This is a genomic window from Variovorax sp. AB1(2024), assembly GCF_037482385.2.
In the GTDB taxonomy this organism is placed as follows: Bacteria; Pseudomonadota; Gammaproteobacteria; order Burkholderiales; family Burkholderiaceae_C; genus Variovorax.
In genome coordinates, this window is the sequence record NZ_JBBHKP020000001.1 from 5,251,526 (window position 1) to 5,269,270 (window position 17,745).

Below are 17,745 nucleotides of genomic sequence, written 5' to 3' on the forward strand. Positions count from 1 at the left end.
CGGCGCTGGCGCCGTCCCCTTGGGTTGTCTGCGTTGTTATTCCGTCGTCGCCGCGGCCTTGGGCGCGCTGTTCGCGGGAGGCAGCTTGCCGACACGCGTGCTGCTGCCGCCGTCGCTGCTGTTCTCGCGCTCGATGCGTTCCTGGGTCTTGTGGTTGAGCAGGATGATGCTGATGCGCCGGTTGATCGGGTTGCGCGGGTCGGCGCGGTCCAGGTGCATGCTGTCGGCCAGGCCGATCACGCGCAGCACCTTGCCCTCGACCATGCCGCCGGCCACGAGCTCGCGGCGCGAAGCGTTGGCACGGTCGGCCGACAGCTCCCAGTTGCCGTAGGTCTTGTCGTTGGTGTAGACGATGGCGTCGGTGTGGCCCGACAGCGTGAGCTTGTTGGGCAGGCCGTTGAGCACCGGCGCCAGCTCGCGCAGGATGGCGCGCATGTGCGGCACCACGCGGGCGCTGGCCAGCTCGAACATCGGGCGGTTCTCCGTGTCGACGATCTGCAGGCGCAGCCCCTCGGTGGTGATGTCGATCAGGATCTGCGAGCGGAACTGACGGAACACCGGGCTCTTCTCGATCAGCTCGTCGAGCTGCTTCTTCATCGCGGCCAGGCGGTTCGCGTCGGCTTCTTCCTCGGCGTCGGACTGCTTGACCTCGCCCTCGACATGCATCACGTCGGCGCCGCCGCCGGGGATCATGCTGGAGCTCAGGCTGGCCTTGTCGCCGCCGTGCATCGCCACGCGCAGCGGCATGCGGAAGTGCTCGGCAATGCCTTCGCGCTGCTTGGGGCTGGAGATGGACAGCAGCCACATGACCAGGAAGAAAGCCATCATGGCCGTCATGAAGTCGGCATACGCGATCTTCCAGCCGCCGCCGTGATGGCCGCCGCCCCCGCCCTTGTGGACGTGCTTGATGATGATCTGGGGCTTGCCTTCGCTCATGGTCGCTCGCTTGTTCGCTCTTCTCTGGGCGGGGCGTCAGCGCGCCTTGACCTCGCGGACGTGGTCGTCCAGCTCGGTGAACGACGGGCGCTCCGTCGAGAAAAGCACCTTGCGGCCGAACTCCACCGCAAGCTGCGGCGCGTAGCCATTGAGGCTGGCCAGCAGCGTGACCTTGGCGCACTGGTAGATCTTCATGCCCTCTTCCACCTTCTGTTCGACCAGCGTGGCCAGCGGCGACACGAAGCCGTACGCCAGCAGCACGCCCAGGAAGGTGCCGACCATCGCGTGGGCAATGAGCGCGCCCATTTCCGAAGGCGGCAGGTCGGCCGAGGCGAGCGCGTGCACCACGCCCATCACGGCGGCGACGATGCCCAGCGCGGGCAACGCGTCGGCCACGCGCGAGAGGCTGTGGCCAGGCACTTCGGCCTCGTGGCGGATGGTCTCGATCTCGTGGTCCATGAGCGCCTCGATCTCGTGCGCGTCGGTGTTGCCGCTGATGACCAGGCGCAGGTAGTCGCACAGGAAGACGGTGATGCCCTCGTGCGCCAGGATGTTCGGATAGCGCAGGAAGATTTCGCTCGAGCCCGGGTCCTCGACGTCGGCCTCCAGCTTCATCATGCCCTCCTTGCGGGCCTTGGCGAGCAGCTCGTACAGCAGCGCCAGCAGGTCCATGTAGAGCTGGCGGTTGTGCTTGGAGGAGCGCAGCAGCAGCGGCAGCTCCTTGATGGTCGCCTTGATGGTCTTGCCGTTGTTGCCGGCAATGAAGGCACCCAGCGCGGAGCCGCCGATCATGAGCAACTCCACCGGCTGGAACAGGACGCCGAAGTGCCCGCCCATGAGGGCATAGCCCCCGAACACGGCACCGATCACCACGAGATATCCAACCAGAACCAGCACGCGCTTCCCCTATCGCCCTTGGGCGTCAAACCAAAAACCCCGTGCCGTGGCGCAGGGTGCCTACCTAGACCGCGCCCCCGATGTCGAGCACCGGTCCCACGGAGATCAGTCCGCCCCGCCGCACTTCGGCGACCTTGGGCTTTCGTGCCTTGCCCGCGCGCGAAGGCGGACGGCACAGGACACACACATAACCGTTCTTGTTGTCGTGCGCATGCGCCACGAAGTGGCCGCCGCACCGGCAGCAGGTGCTCAGCTGCAGCATGTCGCTGTCGAAGAAACGCACCATCGTCTCGGCGCGGGTGAAATCGAGCACCACCTCGCCGCCCTGCGAGCCGACCTGCTCGGTGTAGAGGCGGTAGGCCTTGATGAGCGCGGGCAGTTCGCTCTCGTCCGCCTCGTCGAGCATGAAGCGGTAGATGTTGTAGAACATCGACGAGTGGATGTTGGCCAGCCAGGTCATGTACCAGTCGGTAGAGAACGGCAGCAGGCCCTTGGGCGGCGAGACGCCCTTGAGTTCCTTGTACAGGCGGATCAAGCGCTCCCGGCTCAACGCGACGGCAGCTTCCAGGAACTGCAGGCGGGCGCCCAGCCCGATCAGCTCGACAGCGAGCTGCACCTCTCGGACTTCGCCAAGGACGCTCTTGCGGGTCATGCGGCCGCCGCTCCAGGTTCGCGCATCTGCGATGCCGATGCCGCCTGCGACTGCGCCTGGCGCGCGGCCATCAGGATCGACATGTGCGCCTGCTGGAGCGCGGGCTCCTTGCCTTCGCCGACCACCGCGAACATCGGCCTGTCGTCGAGCCTGAAGCTGCACAACAGGAAGTTGGATGCAGCCAGCTTGACGATCTGGCTGAGCGACATGTTCGCCAGCAGATCGGCGAGTTCGCGCCCCACTCCGAGGCGAAACATGGCCTCTGCCCGGTCTTGTTTGACCAGCTTCTGGGCAAGCAGCATATAGGCCAGATTAATCTCGCCGATTTCCTTCGAAATCACACCGTTTGCACTGGGATTGCAATTTTCCACGTCTATTTCCATTTCCGATTTCACGTCCACTCCGTGCTCCAATCAATCGTGTATACATTATATACACAAAGTTTTACACTTTGAAGTATCTGCTAAGAATCTCGGCAAAAAATGTAGGAAAAATCTGACAACAGCGAAGGGTCTCTCCCTCGTACAGAGAGGGAATCCGCGTTGGACGCAAGCGATTCCCGGCACTGAAACCATGTGTTACCGAGAGCCCGTTTCGTCCATAATTCATTCATCTTGCAAACCGTATTGAAAAATACTATTACATGTGTAACATGTGAATTGGAAGTTAATTATTTGAGTGCTGCATAAATGCAGCCATTCGAATAGATCATGTTTCGATTTGGTGTCCGGCGTACGACTCGCCCTGGCCTTCCAGGCCATATATCCATGCCATCACTTCGGCAACCGCGCGGTAGAGCTGCGGCGGGATCTGCTGGTCGAGGTTGACCTGCATCAGGAGCCTCACGAGGTCCGCGGACGCGTGCACATACAGCCCGTTCTCGCGCGCCTGGCGCATGATCGACTCGGCGACCACGCCGTAGCCCTTGGCCACGACGACGGGTGCCTTGGTCTTGTCCGCATACGACAGCGCGACCGCGCTGTTGCGGTTGGCGGGCGCGCCGTTCATGCATGGGCCTTCGCCGTGACCTGCAACTGCTGCAGCTGCAGGCCGGCGGCCTCGAAACGCTGGGTCAGCCGGCCGGCGTCGTCCCGCAGGCGCGCCATGGTGTCGGCCTCGCGGGCGGACAGGTATGCCTGCACGCTGGCGCCGGTCAGGCTCAGGCGCAGGTCGACCTCGCCCAGGCGCGGCAGCACCAGCGACACGGTGGTCGACCAGCGGCGCGTGGCCTCGTCTTGCGGATCGGCGCCGCCACGCGCGTCGGGCTGGCGCTGTTCTTCCTCGATCGACCATGACATCGGCACATCGGGCCAGGCCTGCCCGCTCCAGCGGAAATTGGCGCTGGCCAGCAGATCGAGCTGCTGGTGCACGAGCGCCACCGCTTGCGGATGGATCACTTCGGCGCTGTTCGCGCTGCGCGAAGCAGGCGGAGCGGCCTGGCTGTCGGACTGGCGCGCGGCTTCCGCCTGGCTCGCGCGATGCGCCTGCATGGCATCGGCAGTCGCGGCGCCAGGCTGGCGATAGGCCGCCTGCACGCGGGCGGCATCGGCGGATGGCGCGGCGTCGGCCGCGCCAGAAGCGTCGCTCTCGCCGGGCATACCAGAAGGTGCGGAACCATCTGGATTCGGTTTGGCATCAGCCGTCGCAGCGGCCGTGGCGGGCGCATTCGGCACCAGCGCGCCGGGCACGGCGGCCGGCGCCTGTGCCGCCGCGGCAGCGGGTGCTCCGGCAGCCGCCGCCGTCGCAGGCGCCATCTCGGGCATGTCGGCCAGCACGGCTTGCGCCACGGCAGCCGCGGCCGCAGCCGCCGGTCTGGCGGCAGCGGCGGCCAGCGGCACCGACCACTTCGCCTGAGGCTCCTGCGCCATCTGCGCCAGCGATCGTCCGCCCGCGGCGAACTCCGCGAGGTGCGACTCATAGAAGAGCCCGCTGTTCGACACCGTCTGCGCCAGCGTGCCCGCCAGCGCCTGGGCGGTCGCAGGCTGCCGGGCCGCCGACAACGGCGCGGCGCCGCGCACCGGACCCGGCTCCGCCTGCAGGTCGGCCAGCACGGCGCCGATCACGCGCGCCGCCAGCGAAAGCTGCGTCGCGGCCGAGGGCCCCGCGCCGGAAGACGCATGCGCCGCCCCGCCCGGGCTCCCGGCCGGAATCTGCCGGTCGAGCGCCGCGTTGGAGGGCAGCCGCACATCGTTCGCGACCTTGCCGACCGCAATGGCCGGGCCCGGAGCACCGATGGTGGTCTCGGGCTTGATGCCGAGCACGTCCAGCCGCGGCGTCAGCCGGGCGGCCAGCAATGCATCGACAAGTCCGGCAAGTGCACTCATGGTCGCGACGCTTCTTTTCTCAGGCAGCCATCAGTGCGTCAGCCCGTAGGCCCTGCCCAGATTCTTCTGCTGGCTGAGATAGCCCATGCGGCTGATGAGCTCATCGAGCTGCGGCTTGATCAGTTCCGACACCTCGGTCTGCTCGGCGCGGATGCGGTCGAGCAGATACAGGACCCGCTCCACTTCCCCCGCCTCCAGCGTCCCGATGGGCTCGATGACCTTGAGCCGGTCGACGATGGCCGAGCAACGGGCCTCGAGCTCGGGCAGCCGGCCCCAATCCTTGTCGCGTGCGAGTTCCAGCATCAGAGAGACGCTGGAGGCAAGCTCCTCGTAGCAATGAACGATCTCACTCCGGACTACCATCTTTTCCCTGTCTTTCCCTGTCTTCAATTGCTGTCGCGGATCAGCCGCGGGCCCGGTCATCGATTTCCCGCCAGGCGGAAGCGATGTTCTCGAGCAGCCGGTCGGCCTCGTCCAGGGCCTGCACGTCGTTGTGCAGGTTGGCCCGGAACAGACGCTGGACGATGTAGTCGTACAGCGCCGACAGGTTGCCCACGAGTTCGGCACCGGCCTCGCCGGCTGCCTGTGCATCGAGGCCGGCCTTCAGGCCGTTGTCCACGATGCCGATGGCCTTAGAGATCGCCTTGCCCTTGGCTTCGATCTCGCCGGCCGCCATGTGATGCCTGGCCATGCCGATGGCGGTCTTGGCGCCGTCGAAAAGCATGACGATGAGCTGGTGCGGCGACGCGCTCATCACGCTCGTTTCCACGCCGACGCGCGCATAAGCGCCGGCGCCGGTGCGCATGTTGTGAGAGGTGTACATCTGCGGTTGCTCCGGATGGGTCTGCGTCTTCTGCGCCGCTTACTTGCTGCTCTTGGTCAGCGCGTCGAACTGCTGCGTGAGGTAGCTCTTGGTGTTGTTCAGCTTGCCGATCAGCACGTCGAGCTGGTTGAATTGCTTGCGGTAACGGTCGACCGTGGAGTCCACGCGCACCTGCATCGCGTCGTACTGGTCGTCGAGTTTCTTGATCGTCGAGGTCACGCCGTCGCTGGCCACCTTCAGGGCGTTGGCGTTGAGGTCGGTCACGATCGCGTCGATCTGCTTGCCGTAACCGCCCGTGCTGCCGGTCGCGCTGGAGAACAGGTTGGCCACGCCCTTCAGGTTGGCGCCCAGGGCCTTGTCGAGCTTGTCGGAGTCCACGGCCAGGGTGCCGTCCTTCTGGAAGGCCACGCCGATCTCGGTGAGCACCTTCATGTCGTTCACGCCGCCGGCCTGCGGCGTGGTGAGCGCCTGGCGGATGCGCGTCTGCAGGTTGCGCAGCGTGCTGTCGCCCACCAGCGCGGCGGCCGTCTTGGTGGTCGCATCGTAGGCGGTGAGCGTCTTGGCGGTGCTCTGCAGGCTGTTGTAGGCCTTCACGAAATCGTTGATCGCCGTCTTCACGCCGGCCGAGTTCTCCTTCATCGCCAGGCCGGTCTTGCCGGTGCCCACCAGCGTGAGCGTGGTGCCCTGGATGGCGTCCTTGACGGTGTTGGTCGCGCTGGTCACGTCGATGCCGTTGACGTTGAGCTTGGCGTTCTGCGCCGCCGCCGTCTGCTTCAGGTTCTGCGTGCCGGCCGGGTCGTTGTTCAGCAGGCCCTGCAGCGCCGCGTCGCCGTCCACCGAGATGCGCATGCTCGACTTCTCGCCGGTCGCCGTGGAGGTCAGCACCAGCCGGTTGGGCGCGCCGCTGCCGTCGCTCACGATCGCCGCGGTCACGCCTGCGTTGGCGTCGTTGATCGCCTTGCGGATTCCTTCGAGCGTGTTGTTGCTCGAATCGATGGTGATCGACTTGGCGGGCTGGCTCGCATCCGCCGTGAAAGCGGCGCCGGTGTACTGGCCGGTCGCGGCATTGAGCGTGCCGCCGGTGATGGCGCCTAAGTCGATGGTGATCTTGCCGCTGCCGATGGCGGTCTTGGTATCGACCTGGCCCGCGCTCACCAGGGTCTGCGCCTGCGCGAGCTGCGACACGTCGATGGTGTAGCTCCCGGCCGAGCTCACGTCGGTGGAAGACGCGGAAAGAATGCCGCTGACCGTGGGCGTGCCGGTCACGCTCTGGAACAGCGTCGGGTCGCCCAGCTTCTTGGCGGCCGCCTGCAGCGTGCCGAGCGCGCTCTGGATCGTGCCGTAGGCCGACAGCTTGCTCGTGTAGCTCTTTGCCTTGGCCTGCAATGCCACCAGCGGCTGGCTCTCGGCCGTCTCGAGTTTCGTGAGCAGGGTTGCGAGGTCGAGATTGGCGCCGACGCCGAGACTGGTGATGGTTGCCATGTGATTGCTTTCCTGTCGTGTAGTTGATTGCCGTCGCTGGAGAAACCGGTGTGCCGCGGCCTCAGGCCGCGTGGTCCACCAGGAGGCCTTTGCCGTCGCTCATCAGCTTCGCCATGCGCACGACTTCTTCATTGGGGATCTGGCGGATGACCTCGCCGCTGGCGCGGTCCACCACCTTGACGATGACTTTGTCGGTGTCCTTGTCGACCTCGAACCGCAGGCCAACCTCGCGAAGCGAGAGCGCCTTGTTCACCTGGCGCACCGCCTGCTCCACCTGCACCGGCGTCGCCTGTTCCTTCGCGTCGTCCTTCTCGGCCGTGGCCGCGCCGCGCGCACCCGCACCCGCAACGTCACCGAGGAGCAGTTGCGTCCACTGGCTTTCTTTCACGGAATTCGCCGGCACGGGGTTCAACATCATTTCCACCTTGTCTTGCTGGGTTCGCTGTGCTCTGCGGCCTCGCCTGTCGGGGCATGGCCGCAGAGGACAGCGCAGGCGGCTCCGGCTTGCCCCGGTTGCCTGCGCCCACCGGACCCCACCCTTGCGGGAGGGGCCCGGCATTTCCTTGCTGTTGCTGGCTAACTAGGCCTTGTCGATCAACGCAGGAGCGACAGCACGCCTTGCGTGGTCTGGTTGGCTTGCGACAGCACCGAGGTACCTGCTTGCTGCAGGATCTGGGCGCGCGTCATGTTCGACACTTCGACCGCGTAGTCGGCGTCCTGGATGCGCGAACGCGACGACGACAGGTTGGTCACCGTGGTGCCGAGGTTGGCGATCACGGAGTCGAAACGGTTCTGCACCGCGCCCAGCGAGCCACGCAGCGTGTCGACCTTGGCCAGGGCCGCGTCCAGGGCAGCCAGCGGGTCGGTCGTCTTCGTGCCCTTGCTGGTCGTGTCCGTGGTCAGCTTGCCGGCCGAGTTGATGTATGCCGTGGCGCCGACCTGTGCGGCGTACTTGCCGGTACCGGTCGTCGAGGCAACGGTCACTTCGCCGTTGACCGCGTTGACTGCGTAGTCGGTGGTGTACGACGCGGTCTTGGTCATTGCCTTGTCGTTGTCCATGTACGTGTCGCTGGACTGGCCACCGGCCGCAGCGAACGTCACGGTCGAGGCGAAGATGCCCTGGCCGAGGTTGACAGTGGAAGCAGCGCCGGCAACGGCGGTCTTGACGTCGTCCTTCGACACCGTCTTGGTGTACGTGAAGCCCGAGTTGGCGCCAGCAGCGAAGTTGTAGGTCGTGCCGTTGAGCTTGATGCTCGAAGCGCCGGCGCCGGTGTCGGCACCGCCGAACAGCGTTGCAGCGGTGGCGGCCGGGGGAGCGCCGACGTTGTTGGTCGTCAGGTTGCCGCCGGAGATGTAGGCTGCCTGGCCGCCGATCGTGATCGCGCCGGCGCTGTCGACTTCGAAGTTCGTGGAGCCGCTGGCACCCGTGAACGTGCCGGAGTACTTGTTGCCGGCCGTCGGCAGCAGCGTCGCGGCGAAAGCCGTGGTGGGCGCGCCGGTGGCGACCGTGGCGGTCGTCGTGAAGTTGCCGGCGGTAGCGTCGTACTTGTAGGTGGTCGCACCCACGACGGCGGTGTTGCCGTCCTGCATGGCGTCGACTGCCTGCTCGGCCGTCACCTTGGCGAAGCTGGTCGTCACGGTGTAGGGGCCCGTGCCGGTGGCGCCAGCCTTGGTCAGGTCGTTGACGTTGGCCTTGACGTTGGCGGAAACGCCCTTGCCGTTGACGTTGAAGCCGTCCAGGCCCAGGGTCTTGGCGCTGATTTCCTGCAGGTCGATGTCGATGGTTTCGCCATCGTTCGCGCCGACTTGCACGGTCAGCTTGCCGGCGTTGGCCGACAGGACCTTCACGCCGTTGAACTGGGTCTGTTCCGACACGCGGTTGATTTCGTTCAGGCGCTGGGTGATTTCACCCTGGATCGAGTCCAGGTCGGTCGCCGAGTTCGTGCCCGTGCCGGCTTGCACCGACAGTTCGCGGATGCGCTGCAGGTTGTTGTTGACTTCGGTCAGCGCGCCTTCGGTCGTCTGAGCGATCGAGATGCCGTCGTTGGCGTTGCGCGTTGCTTGCGTCAGGCCCTTGATGTTGGCCGTGAAGCGGTTGGCGATGGCCTGGCCGGCTGCATCGTCCTTGGCGCTGTTGATGCGCATGCCGGACGACAGGCGCTCGATGGCGCTGTTCAAGGCCGACTGCGACTTGTTCAGGTTGTTCTGCGTGAGCAGAGAAAGGCTGTTCGTGTTGATGACTTGCGCCATGTTCGACTCCTGATTGATGAAAAAAGGTTGTGGACTCCGGCTTTCGGCCGTAACGCTGGACCCGCTTCCACTGTGAGACTCAAGCCATCGTTGATTTGGTTATCGGCCGGAGCTTTCAAACATTTAGGGCGGCGCACAAAAAAGTTCACCAGGGCCGCCGGGGTCCACAACCTCCCGCCATCAGGCCTGCAGGCTCATCACCTCCTGGTAGGCGCCCACCAGGCGGTTGCGCACCTGCAATCCGGTCTGGAACGCCACGTTGGCCTTCTGCAGGTCGACCATCACGTCGTTGAGCGCCACGCCCGGCTTGCCCATTTCGAAGGACTCGGCCTGCGCATAGGCGCCTTGCTGGGCGTTGCTGATGTTGGCGAGCGAGCGCTTCAGCTCCGCGGCAAAGCCGCCGCCGGCCTCGGCGGGCGCGGCGCTCGCGGGCGCGATGCCGGTGTTGAGCGCGGTGACGCGCATCTGCTGCAGGACGGATTCGATGGCGCTGATCGACATGGCTGGGTTCTTTCTCTTTGAACACTTCTGCGTGACTTGACAAGGAGGGACCAAAGCCCCTCGGCCGGCACGCAGCGTATCAAGGGAAGACCCGGATTCAAGCGCCCAACTGAGGGCAAAAACCCCGGCTGTTCGACCGATCGAATTCCTTGCGTCTGTTGACAATCGTTCGCGAAACGAACAGGCCGCGGACGACATCACCGGCCACCCGGAATGACATCTCAACACCGAATTTCTTCTCTCGACATGGCTCTCGACCCCTGCGGCCGCCCGGCCATGACCAAGGTGCCCGCATGAGCACGGCGGCACCCGCCGGCGAGCCGCCGGCGGCCGGCAACGGCCTGCCACCGATCCTGGAACGCCTGCGCGCGCAGCCGATGCTGCCGCTGATCGTCGGCGGCGCGGCCCTGGTGGCCGCGGCCGCCGCATTCGTGCTGTGGAGCCGCACGCCCGACTACAAGGTGCTCTATACCAATGTGTCGGACCGCGACGGCGGCGCGATCATCGCGTCGCTGCAGCAGATGAACGTTCCCTACAAGTTCGCCGATGGCGGCGGCGCGATCCTGATCGCCGGCGACAAGGTCGCGGAAACGCGCCTCAAGCTCGCGGCACAGGGCCTGCCCAAGGCCGGCGGCGTCGGCTTCGAACTGATGGACAACCAGAAGTTCGGCACCAGCCAGTTCGCCGAGCAGATCAACTACCAGCGCGGGCTGGAAGGAGAGCTGGCGCGCTCCATCGAATCCATCGGCAGCATCGAGTCGGCCCGGGTGCACCTGGCGCTGCCCAAGCCGTCGCTGTTCGTGCGCGACCAGAAGAAGCCTTCGGCCTCCGTGGTGCTGAACCTGATGCGCGGGCGCAGCATCGACGAAGGCCAGGTCAGCGCCATCGTGCACATGGTCTCCAGCAGCGTGCCCGACCTGGACGCCAAGAGCGTGACCGTGGTCGACCAGCGCGGCAACCTGCTGTCTTCCGCGCGCGGCACCGAGCGCGGGCTGGACGTGAGCCAGCTCAAGTACGCGCAGGAGATCGAGCAGAACTACATCCGCCGCATCGAGGCCATCCTGCAACCCATCGTGGGCGCGAACAACGTGCGCGCCCAGGTCGCGGCCGACATCGACTTCTCGGTGGTCGAGCACACCGACGAGAAGTACAAGCCCAACCAGGACCCGTCGCAGGCCGCCGTGCGCAGCCAGCAGTCGAGCGAGTCGGCGCAGCACAACGGCGCCCCGCCCGGCGGCGTGCCCGGCGCCCTGACCAACCAGCCGCCGGTGAACCCGACGGCACCCATCGTCGGCCCGCGCGCGCCCAACGCCCCCGGCACGCCGCCACCCGGAACGCCCGGTGCGCCCGGCACCCCCGGCGCCCAGGGCGCCCAAGGTGCGACCACCGCCTCCACCGCGGGCGCGGCCACCGGCCCGAGCAGCACCCGCAAGGACACCACCACCAACTACGAACTCGACCGCACCATCCGCCACGTGCAGCAGGCCGCCGGCGGCGTGAAGCGGCTGTCGGTCGCGGTGGTCGTGAACAACCGCGACGCGGTCGATGCCGCCGGCAAGGTCAACAGCCGCGCGCTCACGCCCGCCGAGCTGGAGCAGATCCGCAACCTGGCCAAGGAAGCCATGGGCTTCAGCCAGGACCGCGGCGACTCGCTCAACGTGGTCAACAGCGCCTTCGCCCGCGACGCCGACAGCGGCCCCGCGCCCGAAGTACCGTTCTGGCGCGACCGCGAGAACATCGAGATCGGCAAGACGGTGGGCCAGTACCTGCTGTATGCACTGATCGCGCTGTTCGCCTGGCTGGCCGTGCTGCGGCCGCTGACGCGCCGCCATGCGCCCGCCGCGCCGGCACCGGTCCCCGTGGCCGCCGTCGAGCCGGCCGCCGCGCCCAACCCCGACACGCCGTCCGCCGAGGAGAGCCTGCGCGAACGCGAGGCCAGCCGCAAGAAGGCCGACATGGACTATGCCCACCAGCTGGCCGACAAGGATCCGAAGCTGGTGGCCGCCCTGATCCAGCACTGGATGAACACCGATGAGTAGCGAACTGGGAACCCGCAAGAGCGCCATCTTGCTGATGGCGCTGGGCGAAGACCGCGCGGCCGCCGCACTGCACCAGCTGCCCACCTCCGAGGTGCAGGCACTGGGCCTGGCGATGTCCAAGCTGACCTCCGTCTCCAAGGAGGAGCTGGCATCCGTGCTGGCCGAATTCCGCGAGGAGACCGAGCAGCTGTCGGCCCTGCACCTGGGCTCCACCAGCTACATCCGCGCCGTGCTGAAGAAGGCGCTGGGCGACGACCGCGCGAGCAACCTGCTGGAAGACATCCTGCAGCCCGACGAGCCGCGCGGCGGCATCGAGCGGCTCAACGAACTCGAGGCCGGCGAGGTGGCCGAGCTCATCCGCGACGAGCATCCGCAGATCCTCGCGACGCTGGTGGTTCACCTGGACCGCATGAAGGCTTCCGAAGTGCTGGAGAAGCTGCCCACGCGCCTGCGCCACGACGTGATCATGCGCGTGGCGACGCTCGGCGGCGTGCAGCCCTCCGCGCTGAAGGAGCTGACCGACGTGCTGACCGAAATGCTCGCGGGCCAGGGCGTGCGACGCAGCCGCCTGGGCGGCGTGCGCGCGGCGGCCGAGATCGTCAACCTCATGAGCACCGCGGTCGAAGAAGAAGCCATCGCCCACGTCCGCGAGAAGGACGAGGCGCTGGCACAGCGCATCGTCGACGAGATGTTCGTGTTCGAGAACCTGCTGGGCCTGGAAGACCGCAGCATCCAGCGCCTGCTCAAGGACATCGAGTCCGACTCGCTCATCATCGCGCTCAAGGGCGCGCCGATGGAGCTGCGCGACAAGTTCCTCAACAACATGTCGCAACGCGCCGCCGAGACGCTGCGCGAGGACATGGAATTGCGCGGCCCCGTGCGCGTCTCGCAGGTCGAGACCGAACAGAAGGCCATCCTGCAGGTCGCCCGCCGTCTGGCGGAGGCCGGCGAAATCGTGATTGCGGCGCCTGGCACCGATGACTTCGTCTGACACCACCCGCGCGTTCGGCGAATCGCGCGAACGCCTCGCCGCCATCCAGGCCGCCGCGCGCCACGCGGCCGCCGCCAGCGTTCCCGCGCTCTCGGCATGGGAGCGCTGGGAAATGGGCACGCTCGACGGCGGCAAGACGCCCGAGCGGCGCAAGGCCACCGAACGCAACGCCCATGGCAATGCCAACGGCAGCGCCCTGCCGCCCGCGCCGCCGCCCGCCCCCAAGATCGACCTGGCCGAGCTGGCCCGCATCCGCAAGGACGCGCGCGCCGCCGGCGAAGCAGAGGGCCGCGCCGCGGGCCTGGCCGAAGGCCGCAAGGTCGGCCACACCGAAGGCCTGGCGACCGGCCTCGCCGCCGCCAGCGTGCACGCTGAACGCCTGCGCGCGCTGGCGCAGTCGCTGCCCGACGCTCTGCAGCGCGCAGAGAGCGAACTGGCCGAGGCCGTGCTCGCGCTTGCGCTCGACGTGGCGCGCCAGGTGGTGCACCGCACGCTGAAGACCGAGCCCGAATGGGTGCTGCCGGTGGTGCGCGACCTGCTCAACACCGAGCCCGCGCTGCGCGGCGAACCGCGCCTGCTGCTGCACCCCGACGACGTTGAGCTGGTGCGCAACAGCCTGGGCGAGGAGATCGAGGCCGCCGGCTGGCAGATGCGCGCCGACGACCACATCGAACGCGGCGGCTGCCGCGTGCAGTCCGCCAACGGCGAGCTCGACGGCACGCTGCAGACCCGCTGGAAGCGCGTGGCCGCGGCCGTGCGCGGCACGGGCGACGACGGCGAAGCCGAGACCTTCTGAGCGCCATGCAGACCGCCACCGCCAACCCCCATCTGCAGACAGTGCGCGCCGCGCTGGAGAAGGCGCGCGGCAATGTCGCGCGCTGCGAAACCACCACCGCCTCGGGCCGCCTCACGCGCGCCGTCGGCCTGGTGCTGGAAGCCGTCGGCCTGCAGCTGCCCGTGGGCAGCGACTGCCTGATCGAGCTGCCGCCCGGCAACGCCCAGCGCCATGCGGAGGCCGAGGTGGTGGGCTTCGCCGGAGACCGCCTGTTCCTGATGTCCCAGACCGAAGTGGCGGGCCTGCTGCCCGGCGCGCGCGTGTTCGCGCGGCCCGGCGCCACCGAGCCCGGCACCAGCGGCGACGCCCACACCAAGCGCCTGCCGGTGGGCGAAGGCATGCTCGGGCGCGTGGTCGATGCGGCCGGCCGCCCGCTCGACGGGCTCGGCCCGCTCGACGTGGCGCGCAAGGTGCCGCTGAGTTCGCCGCCCATCAACCCGCTGTCGCGCGCGCCGATCGATTCGGTGCTCGACGTCGGCGTGCGCGCCATCAACGCCATGCTCACCGTCGGCCGCGGCCAGCGCATGGGCCTGTTCGCCGGCTCCGGCGTGGGCAAGAGCGTGCTGCTGGGCATGATGGCGCGCTACACCAGCGCCGAAGTCATCGTGGTCGGACTGATCGGCGAACGCGGCCGCGAGGTGAAGGACTTCATCGAGAACACGCTGGGCGAGGAAGGCCTGGCGCGCGCGGTGGTGGTTGCGGCGCCGGCCGACAACTCGCCGCTGCTGCGCCTGCAGGGCGCGGCCTACGCGACCTGCCTGGCCGAGTATTTCCGCGACCGCGGCAAGGACGTGCTGCTCATCATGGACTCGCTCACCCGCTACGCGATGGCGCAGCGCGAGATCGCGCTGGCCGTGGGCGAGCCGCCCGCCACCAAGGGCTATCCGCCTTCGGTGTTCGCGCGGCTGCCCGCGCTGGTGGAGCGCGCCGGCAACGGCGCGCGCGACGCGCAGGGGCGCGGCGGCTCCATCACCGCCTTCTACACGGTGCTGTCCGAGGGCGACGACCAGCAGGACCCGATCGCGGACTCGGCGCGCGCCATCCTTGACGGGCACGTGGTGCTCTCGCGCACGCTGGCCGAAGCCGGGCACTACCCGGCCATCGACATCGAGGCCTCCATCAGCCGCGCCATGACCGCGCTGATCCCGTCCTCGCAGTTCGACACGGTGCGCCGCTTCAAGCAGATGCTGTCGCGCTACCAGCGCAACCGCGACCTGATCAGCGTGGGCGCCTACGCGCCCGGCCACGACCTGCAGCTGGACAAGGCGATCGCGATGTACCCGCGCATCGAGGCCTTCCTGCAGCAATCGATGGACGAACGCACCGGCTATGAAGACGCGATCGCGCAGCTCGAGCACCTCTTCGTGCCCGAGCCCGCGTCCACGCAAGGCTTCGACTCCAGGACACCCAACACCAAGAAGTTCCAGACATGACACGCAAGCTCCCCCTCGGCATGCTGATCGACCTGGCGCACACGCAGACTGACGATGCTGCGCGGCGCCTTGGCGCCCTGCAGAGCGCACACCTCAACGCCAGCCAGAAGCTGGAACTGCTGCTGCAGTACCGGCAGGACTACCACGACCAGCTCGACGCGCTGATGCGCGGCGGCCTGCCCTCTTCGCAGTGGCGCAACTACCGCAACTTTCTCGGCACGCTCGACGGCGCCATCGAGCAGCAGCGCGCCATCGCCGCGCAGACCGAGACCCGGCTCGACAACGGCCGCACCGACTGGCAGCACCAGAAGCGCCGCCTGAGCTCTTTCGACACCCTGGCCGAGCGCGTGCGCATGCAGGAACTGATGGCCGAGGCCAAGCGCGAGCAGCGCGACAGCGACGAACGCGCGGCGCGCAAGTTCTTCGACCGCGCATCGCATCCGACCCTTTGAATCTCCAGGAACCGACATGCCACCCATGATCACGCCCTCCGTCGCCGCCAACGGGTCTTCGGCGACTTCTTCGGCCGCCCAGGCCGGCCAGCGAGGCCGTGGCGCGGACGACGCGCAAGGCGCCAGCTTCGGCGCCGCGCTCGAGCGCTCGCGGGCCGGCAGCCGCAATGCCCCGGCCACGCCGCAGGACGGCGCCGCGCCGGCCAGCGACGTCGCCTCCGCCGACCGCAAGACCGTGCGCCGGCCCGGCATCGACGACGACACCAAAGATGCCCCGCTGCCGGTCGCCCCGAATCTCGCCTTCCTGGCGCCGGCGCACACGCCGCTGCACGCGCTGACGCTGGCGGGACGCGCCAGCGCGCAGGCCGCGCGCGGCGCCGACGCCGCCGGCACGGCCACGGTCGCGGCCGCCGCCGACACGCCGCTGCAAGCCGCCGTGCAGGACCCGCTGGCCAAACCGCTGCCCGAGGGCACCGCACCAGGCGCGGACGCCAAGGCCGCGCCCGATGCCGCGAAGGCCGCCGACCTCCAGGCCGCGGCCAGGGACGCCGCCGCCAGGCCGGGCACGGCCGCCAGCCAGCCCGCTGCCGACGACACCCCGGCCACGCCGCTGCACGACATCGCCAGCGCAGCCGTCGCGGCGCAGACCATCGCCGTGGGTGCCACCAAGCCCGCCGCGGCCGCAGGCGCACCGGCCGGCACGGCGGCTTCGGGCCGCGCCTCCGCACGCACCACGGCGAGCGCCGCCACGGCCGAGCAGCTGGCCGGCGCGGCACAGCCGAAGGCCTCCGCCGAAGACACCAAGGCCGCCGCGCTGCCCGTGGCCGCTGCTGCCGCCACCGCATCCACCGGCGGCGACGACGCACAACCCGCCGCGACGCCCATCGCCGTGCAGCAGGCCGCCACGGTGGCGGCCCCGGCCGAACGCAGCGCCGATGCCAGCCAGGCCACGCGCCCGGGCGCGTACACCGTCGCCCCCGAAGTCGGCAGCGAGAAGTGGGCACCGGCGCTCGGCCAGCAGCTGGCGCGCATGAGCACCACCGGCCATCACACGGCCGAGCTCAACCTCAACCCCGCCGGGCTCGGTCCGCTGAAGGTCACGCTGTCGATCGGCGACAACCAGGCGCAGGCCATGTTCGTGTCGGCGCATGAAAGCGTGCGCAAGGCCGTGGAGGCGGCGCTGCCGCAGTTGCGCAATTCGCTCTCGGAGCAGGGCATCACGCTGGGCCAGACCTCCGTCGGCGCGGAAACCCGCCAGCCCTTCGGCCAGGACGCGGCCTTCGCGCAGCAGAACCAGCAACAGCAGCAGCAGGCGGCCCGCCAGCAAGGCGCGCCGGCCTACCCCGGCGCCGGCCGTGCCGGCAACAGCGCGGCGGCCGAACCCGTGGCGCCCGCACGCGCCAGCCTTGCGGGCAACAACGCGCGCTCGGGGGTCGACACCTTCGCCTGAGGCGACAACCCATACCTGCCCCCGCCCGCGGCGGCGCCCTCACGGGTGCCGCGCAATGAACGGATGTGAAGCGTCTTTTCGCGCTTGTTCGGCCGTTCATCCAGGAGGGACTTCGCAAAGAATAGATCGGACAAGTTAAACGCTTCACCATGGCTACCTCCTCTTCCGCCGCCAACGCCATTCCCGCCGAACCGGGCTCACGCCGCTCCTCGAAGCTGATGATCGGGCTGCTGCTCGCCGTCGGCCTCGTCGCCGTGGGCGCGGCCGCCTACGTACTCGTTCCCCGCTTCATGGGCACGCCCGCCACCGCCGAGACCGCCAAGGCGCCGGTGCCCGAGAAGCCGATCTATCTGATGCTCGATCCGGTGACGGTCAACCTGCAGTCCGAGGGCCGCGGCCGCTTCCTGCAGGTCGGCATGGCGCTGCGCGTGCGCGACGAGCAGACCAAGGCCCGGCTCGTCGAGTTCATGCCCGAGGTGCGCAGCCGGCTGCTGATGCTGCTGTCCAACCGTTCGCCCGACTCGGTCGTGTCGCCGGAAGACAAGGCCAGGCTGGCCGAGGAGATCCGCAAGGCGCTGAGCGCACCGCTGAGCGCCGGCGCGCCCGAACTGGGCATTGCCAGCGTCTCGTTCAACACGTTCGTCGTGCAGTGACCACCCTTTCCTCCAGACAAGCGACCC

At 68.2% G+C, this 17,745-nt stretch carries 19 protein-coding genes; 7 read left to right on the top strand and 12 right to left on the bottom strand.

The genetic code is table 11. The features are described 5' to 3' along the window. Positions 1-36: 36 nt before the first annotated feature. The 12 genes from motB to fliE all read right to left on the bottom strand — a co-directional run bounded on the left by motB (position 37) and on the right by fliE (position 9,865). Positions 37-936 carry a flagellar motor protein MotB gene (motB, locus tag WIX39_RS24550; protein ID WP_081271446.1) on the bottom strand — a complete coding sequence of 300 codons (900 nt, stop codon included), beginning with the start codon at positions 934-936 and terminating at the stop codon, positions 37-39. Between the two features lie 36 nt (positions 937-972). Further along, positions 973-1,833 carry a flagellar motor stator protein MotA gene (gene motA / locus WIX39_RS24555; protein WP_081271447.1) on the bottom strand — a complete coding sequence of 287 codons (861 nt, stop codon included), beginning with the start codon at positions 1,831-1,833 and terminating at the stop codon, positions 973-975. Between the two features lie 64 nt (positions 1,834-1,897). Next, the gene (gene flhC / locus WIX39_RS24560; RefSeq protein ID WP_081271448.1) at positions 1,898-2,485 is read right to left on the bottom strand and encodes a flagellar transcriptional regulator FlhC; all 588 of its coding nucleotides are present in this window, start codon (positions 2,483-2,485) and stop codon (positions 1,898-1,900) included. Further along, complete coding sequence (gene flhD / locus WIX39_RS24565) at positions 2,482-2,868, bottom strand: flagellar transcriptional regulator FlhD (RefSeq protein WP_106937134.1); 387 nt, start codon at positions 2,866-2,868, stop codon at positions 2,482-2,484. Before flhD ends, flhC begins: the two co-directional genes overlap by 4 nt. 325 nt (positions 2,869-3,193) lie before the next feature. After that, the gene (locus WIX39_RS24570) at positions 3,194-3,493 is read right to left on the bottom strand and encodes an EscU/YscU/HrcU family type III secretion system export apparatus switch protein (RefSeq protein WP_409196078.1); all 300 of its coding nucleotides are present in this window, start codon (positions 3,491-3,493) and stop codon (positions 3,194-3,196) included. Continuing rightward, complete coding sequence (locus tag WIX39_RS24575) at positions 3,490-4,809, bottom strand: flagellar hook-length control protein FliK (protein WP_409196079.1); 1,320 nt, start codon at positions 4,807-4,809, stop codon at positions 3,490-3,492. Before WIX39_RS24575 ends, WIX39_RS24570 begins: the two co-directional genes overlap by 4 nt. Positions 4,810-4,839: 30 nt before the next feature. Continuing rightward, entirely contained in the window at positions 4,840-5,112 is a 273-nt protein-coding gene (locus WIX39_RS24580) for a flagellar protein FliT (RefSeq protein ID WP_409196080.1), read from the bottom strand. Between the two features lie 100 nt (positions 5,113-5,212). Beyond that, complete coding sequence (gene fliS, locus WIX39_RS24585) at positions 5,213-5,632, bottom strand: flagellar export chaperone FliS (protein WP_081271450.1); 420 nt, start codon at positions 5,630-5,632, stop codon at positions 5,213-5,215. A 39-nt stretch (positions 5,633-5,671) separates the two neighbouring features. Further along, the gene (fliD, locus tag WIX39_RS24590) at positions 5,672-7,114 is read right to left on the bottom strand and encodes a flagellar filament capping protein FliD (protein ID WP_409196081.1); all 1,443 of its coding nucleotides are present in this window, start codon (positions 7,112-7,114) and stop codon (positions 5,672-5,674) included. Between the two features lie 61 nt (positions 7,115-7,175). After that, complete coding sequence (locus WIX39_RS24595; protein WP_409196365.1) at positions 7,176-7,517, bottom strand: flagellar protein FlaG; 342 nt, start codon at positions 7,515-7,517, stop codon at positions 7,176-7,178. A gap of 191 nt (positions 7,518-7,708) precedes the next feature. Then, positions 7,709-9,364 (bottom strand): FliC/FljB family flagellin, encoded by a 1,656-nt coding sequence (locus WIX39_RS24600; protein WP_081271453.1) that lies wholly within the window; start codon positions 9,362-9,364, stop codon positions 7,709-7,711. Between the two features lie 180 nt (positions 9,365-9,544). Beyond that, positions 9,545-9,865 carry a flagellar hook-basal body complex protein FliE gene (gene fliE / locus WIX39_RS24605; protein ID WP_081271454.1) on the bottom strand — a complete coding sequence of 107 codons (321 nt, stop codon included), beginning with the start codon at positions 9,863-9,865 and terminating at the stop codon, positions 9,545-9,547. 293 nt (positions 9,866-10,158) lie between these two features. On the opposite strand from fliE, the gene fliF reads away from it, so the two are divergent. The 7 genes from fliF (at position 10,159) to fliL (ending at position 17,718) form a co-directional block, all read left to right on the top strand. Next, positions 10,159-11,904: a flagellar basal-body MS-ring/collar protein FliF gene (gene fliF, locus WIX39_RS24610; protein WP_409196082.1), complete on the top strand. Its 1,746-nt coding sequence runs from the start codon at positions 10,159-10,161 to the stop codon at positions 11,902-11,904. Continuing rightward, complete coding sequence (fliG, locus tag WIX39_RS24615) at positions 11,897-12,895, top strand: flagellar motor switch protein FliG (protein WP_081271455.1); 999 nt, start codon at positions 11,897-11,899, stop codon at positions 12,893-12,895. Before fliF ends, fliG begins: the two co-directional genes overlap by 8 nt. Then, positions 12,882-13,691 (top strand): flagellar assembly protein FliH, encoded by an 810-nt coding sequence (gene fliH / locus WIX39_RS24620; RefSeq protein ID WP_409196083.1) that lies wholly within the window; start codon positions 12,882-12,884, stop codon positions 13,689-13,691. Before fliG ends, fliH begins: the two co-directional genes overlap by 14 nt. A 5-nt stretch (positions 13,692-13,696) precedes the next feature. After that, positions 13,697-15,163 carry a flagellar protein export ATPase FliI gene (fliI, locus tag WIX39_RS24625; RefSeq protein ID WP_409196084.1) on the top strand — a complete coding sequence of 489 codons (1,467 nt, stop codon included), beginning with the start codon at positions 13,697-13,699 and terminating at the stop codon, positions 15,161-15,163. Continuing rightward, positions 15,160-15,615 (top strand): flagellar export protein FliJ, encoded by a 456-nt coding sequence (fliJ, locus tag WIX39_RS24630; protein WP_106937127.1) that lies wholly within the window; start codon positions 15,160-15,162, stop codon positions 15,613-15,615. The genes fliI and fliJ overlap by 4 nt, the downstream gene beginning before the upstream one ends. A gap of 16 nt (positions 15,616-15,631) precedes the next feature. Further along, positions 15,632-17,065: a flagellar hook-length control protein FliK gene (locus tag WIX39_RS24635; RefSeq protein ID WP_409196085.1), complete on the top strand. Its 1,434-nt coding sequence runs from the start codon at positions 15,632-15,634 to the stop codon at positions 17,063-17,065. Between the two features lie 149 nt (positions 17,066-17,214). Continuing rightward, entirely contained in the window at positions 17,215-17,718 is a 504-nt protein-coding gene (fliL, locus tag WIX39_RS24640; RefSeq protein WP_409196086.1) for a flagellar basal body-associated protein FliL, read from the top strand. The last annotated feature ends 27 nt before the right edge of the window (positions 17,719-17,745 follow it).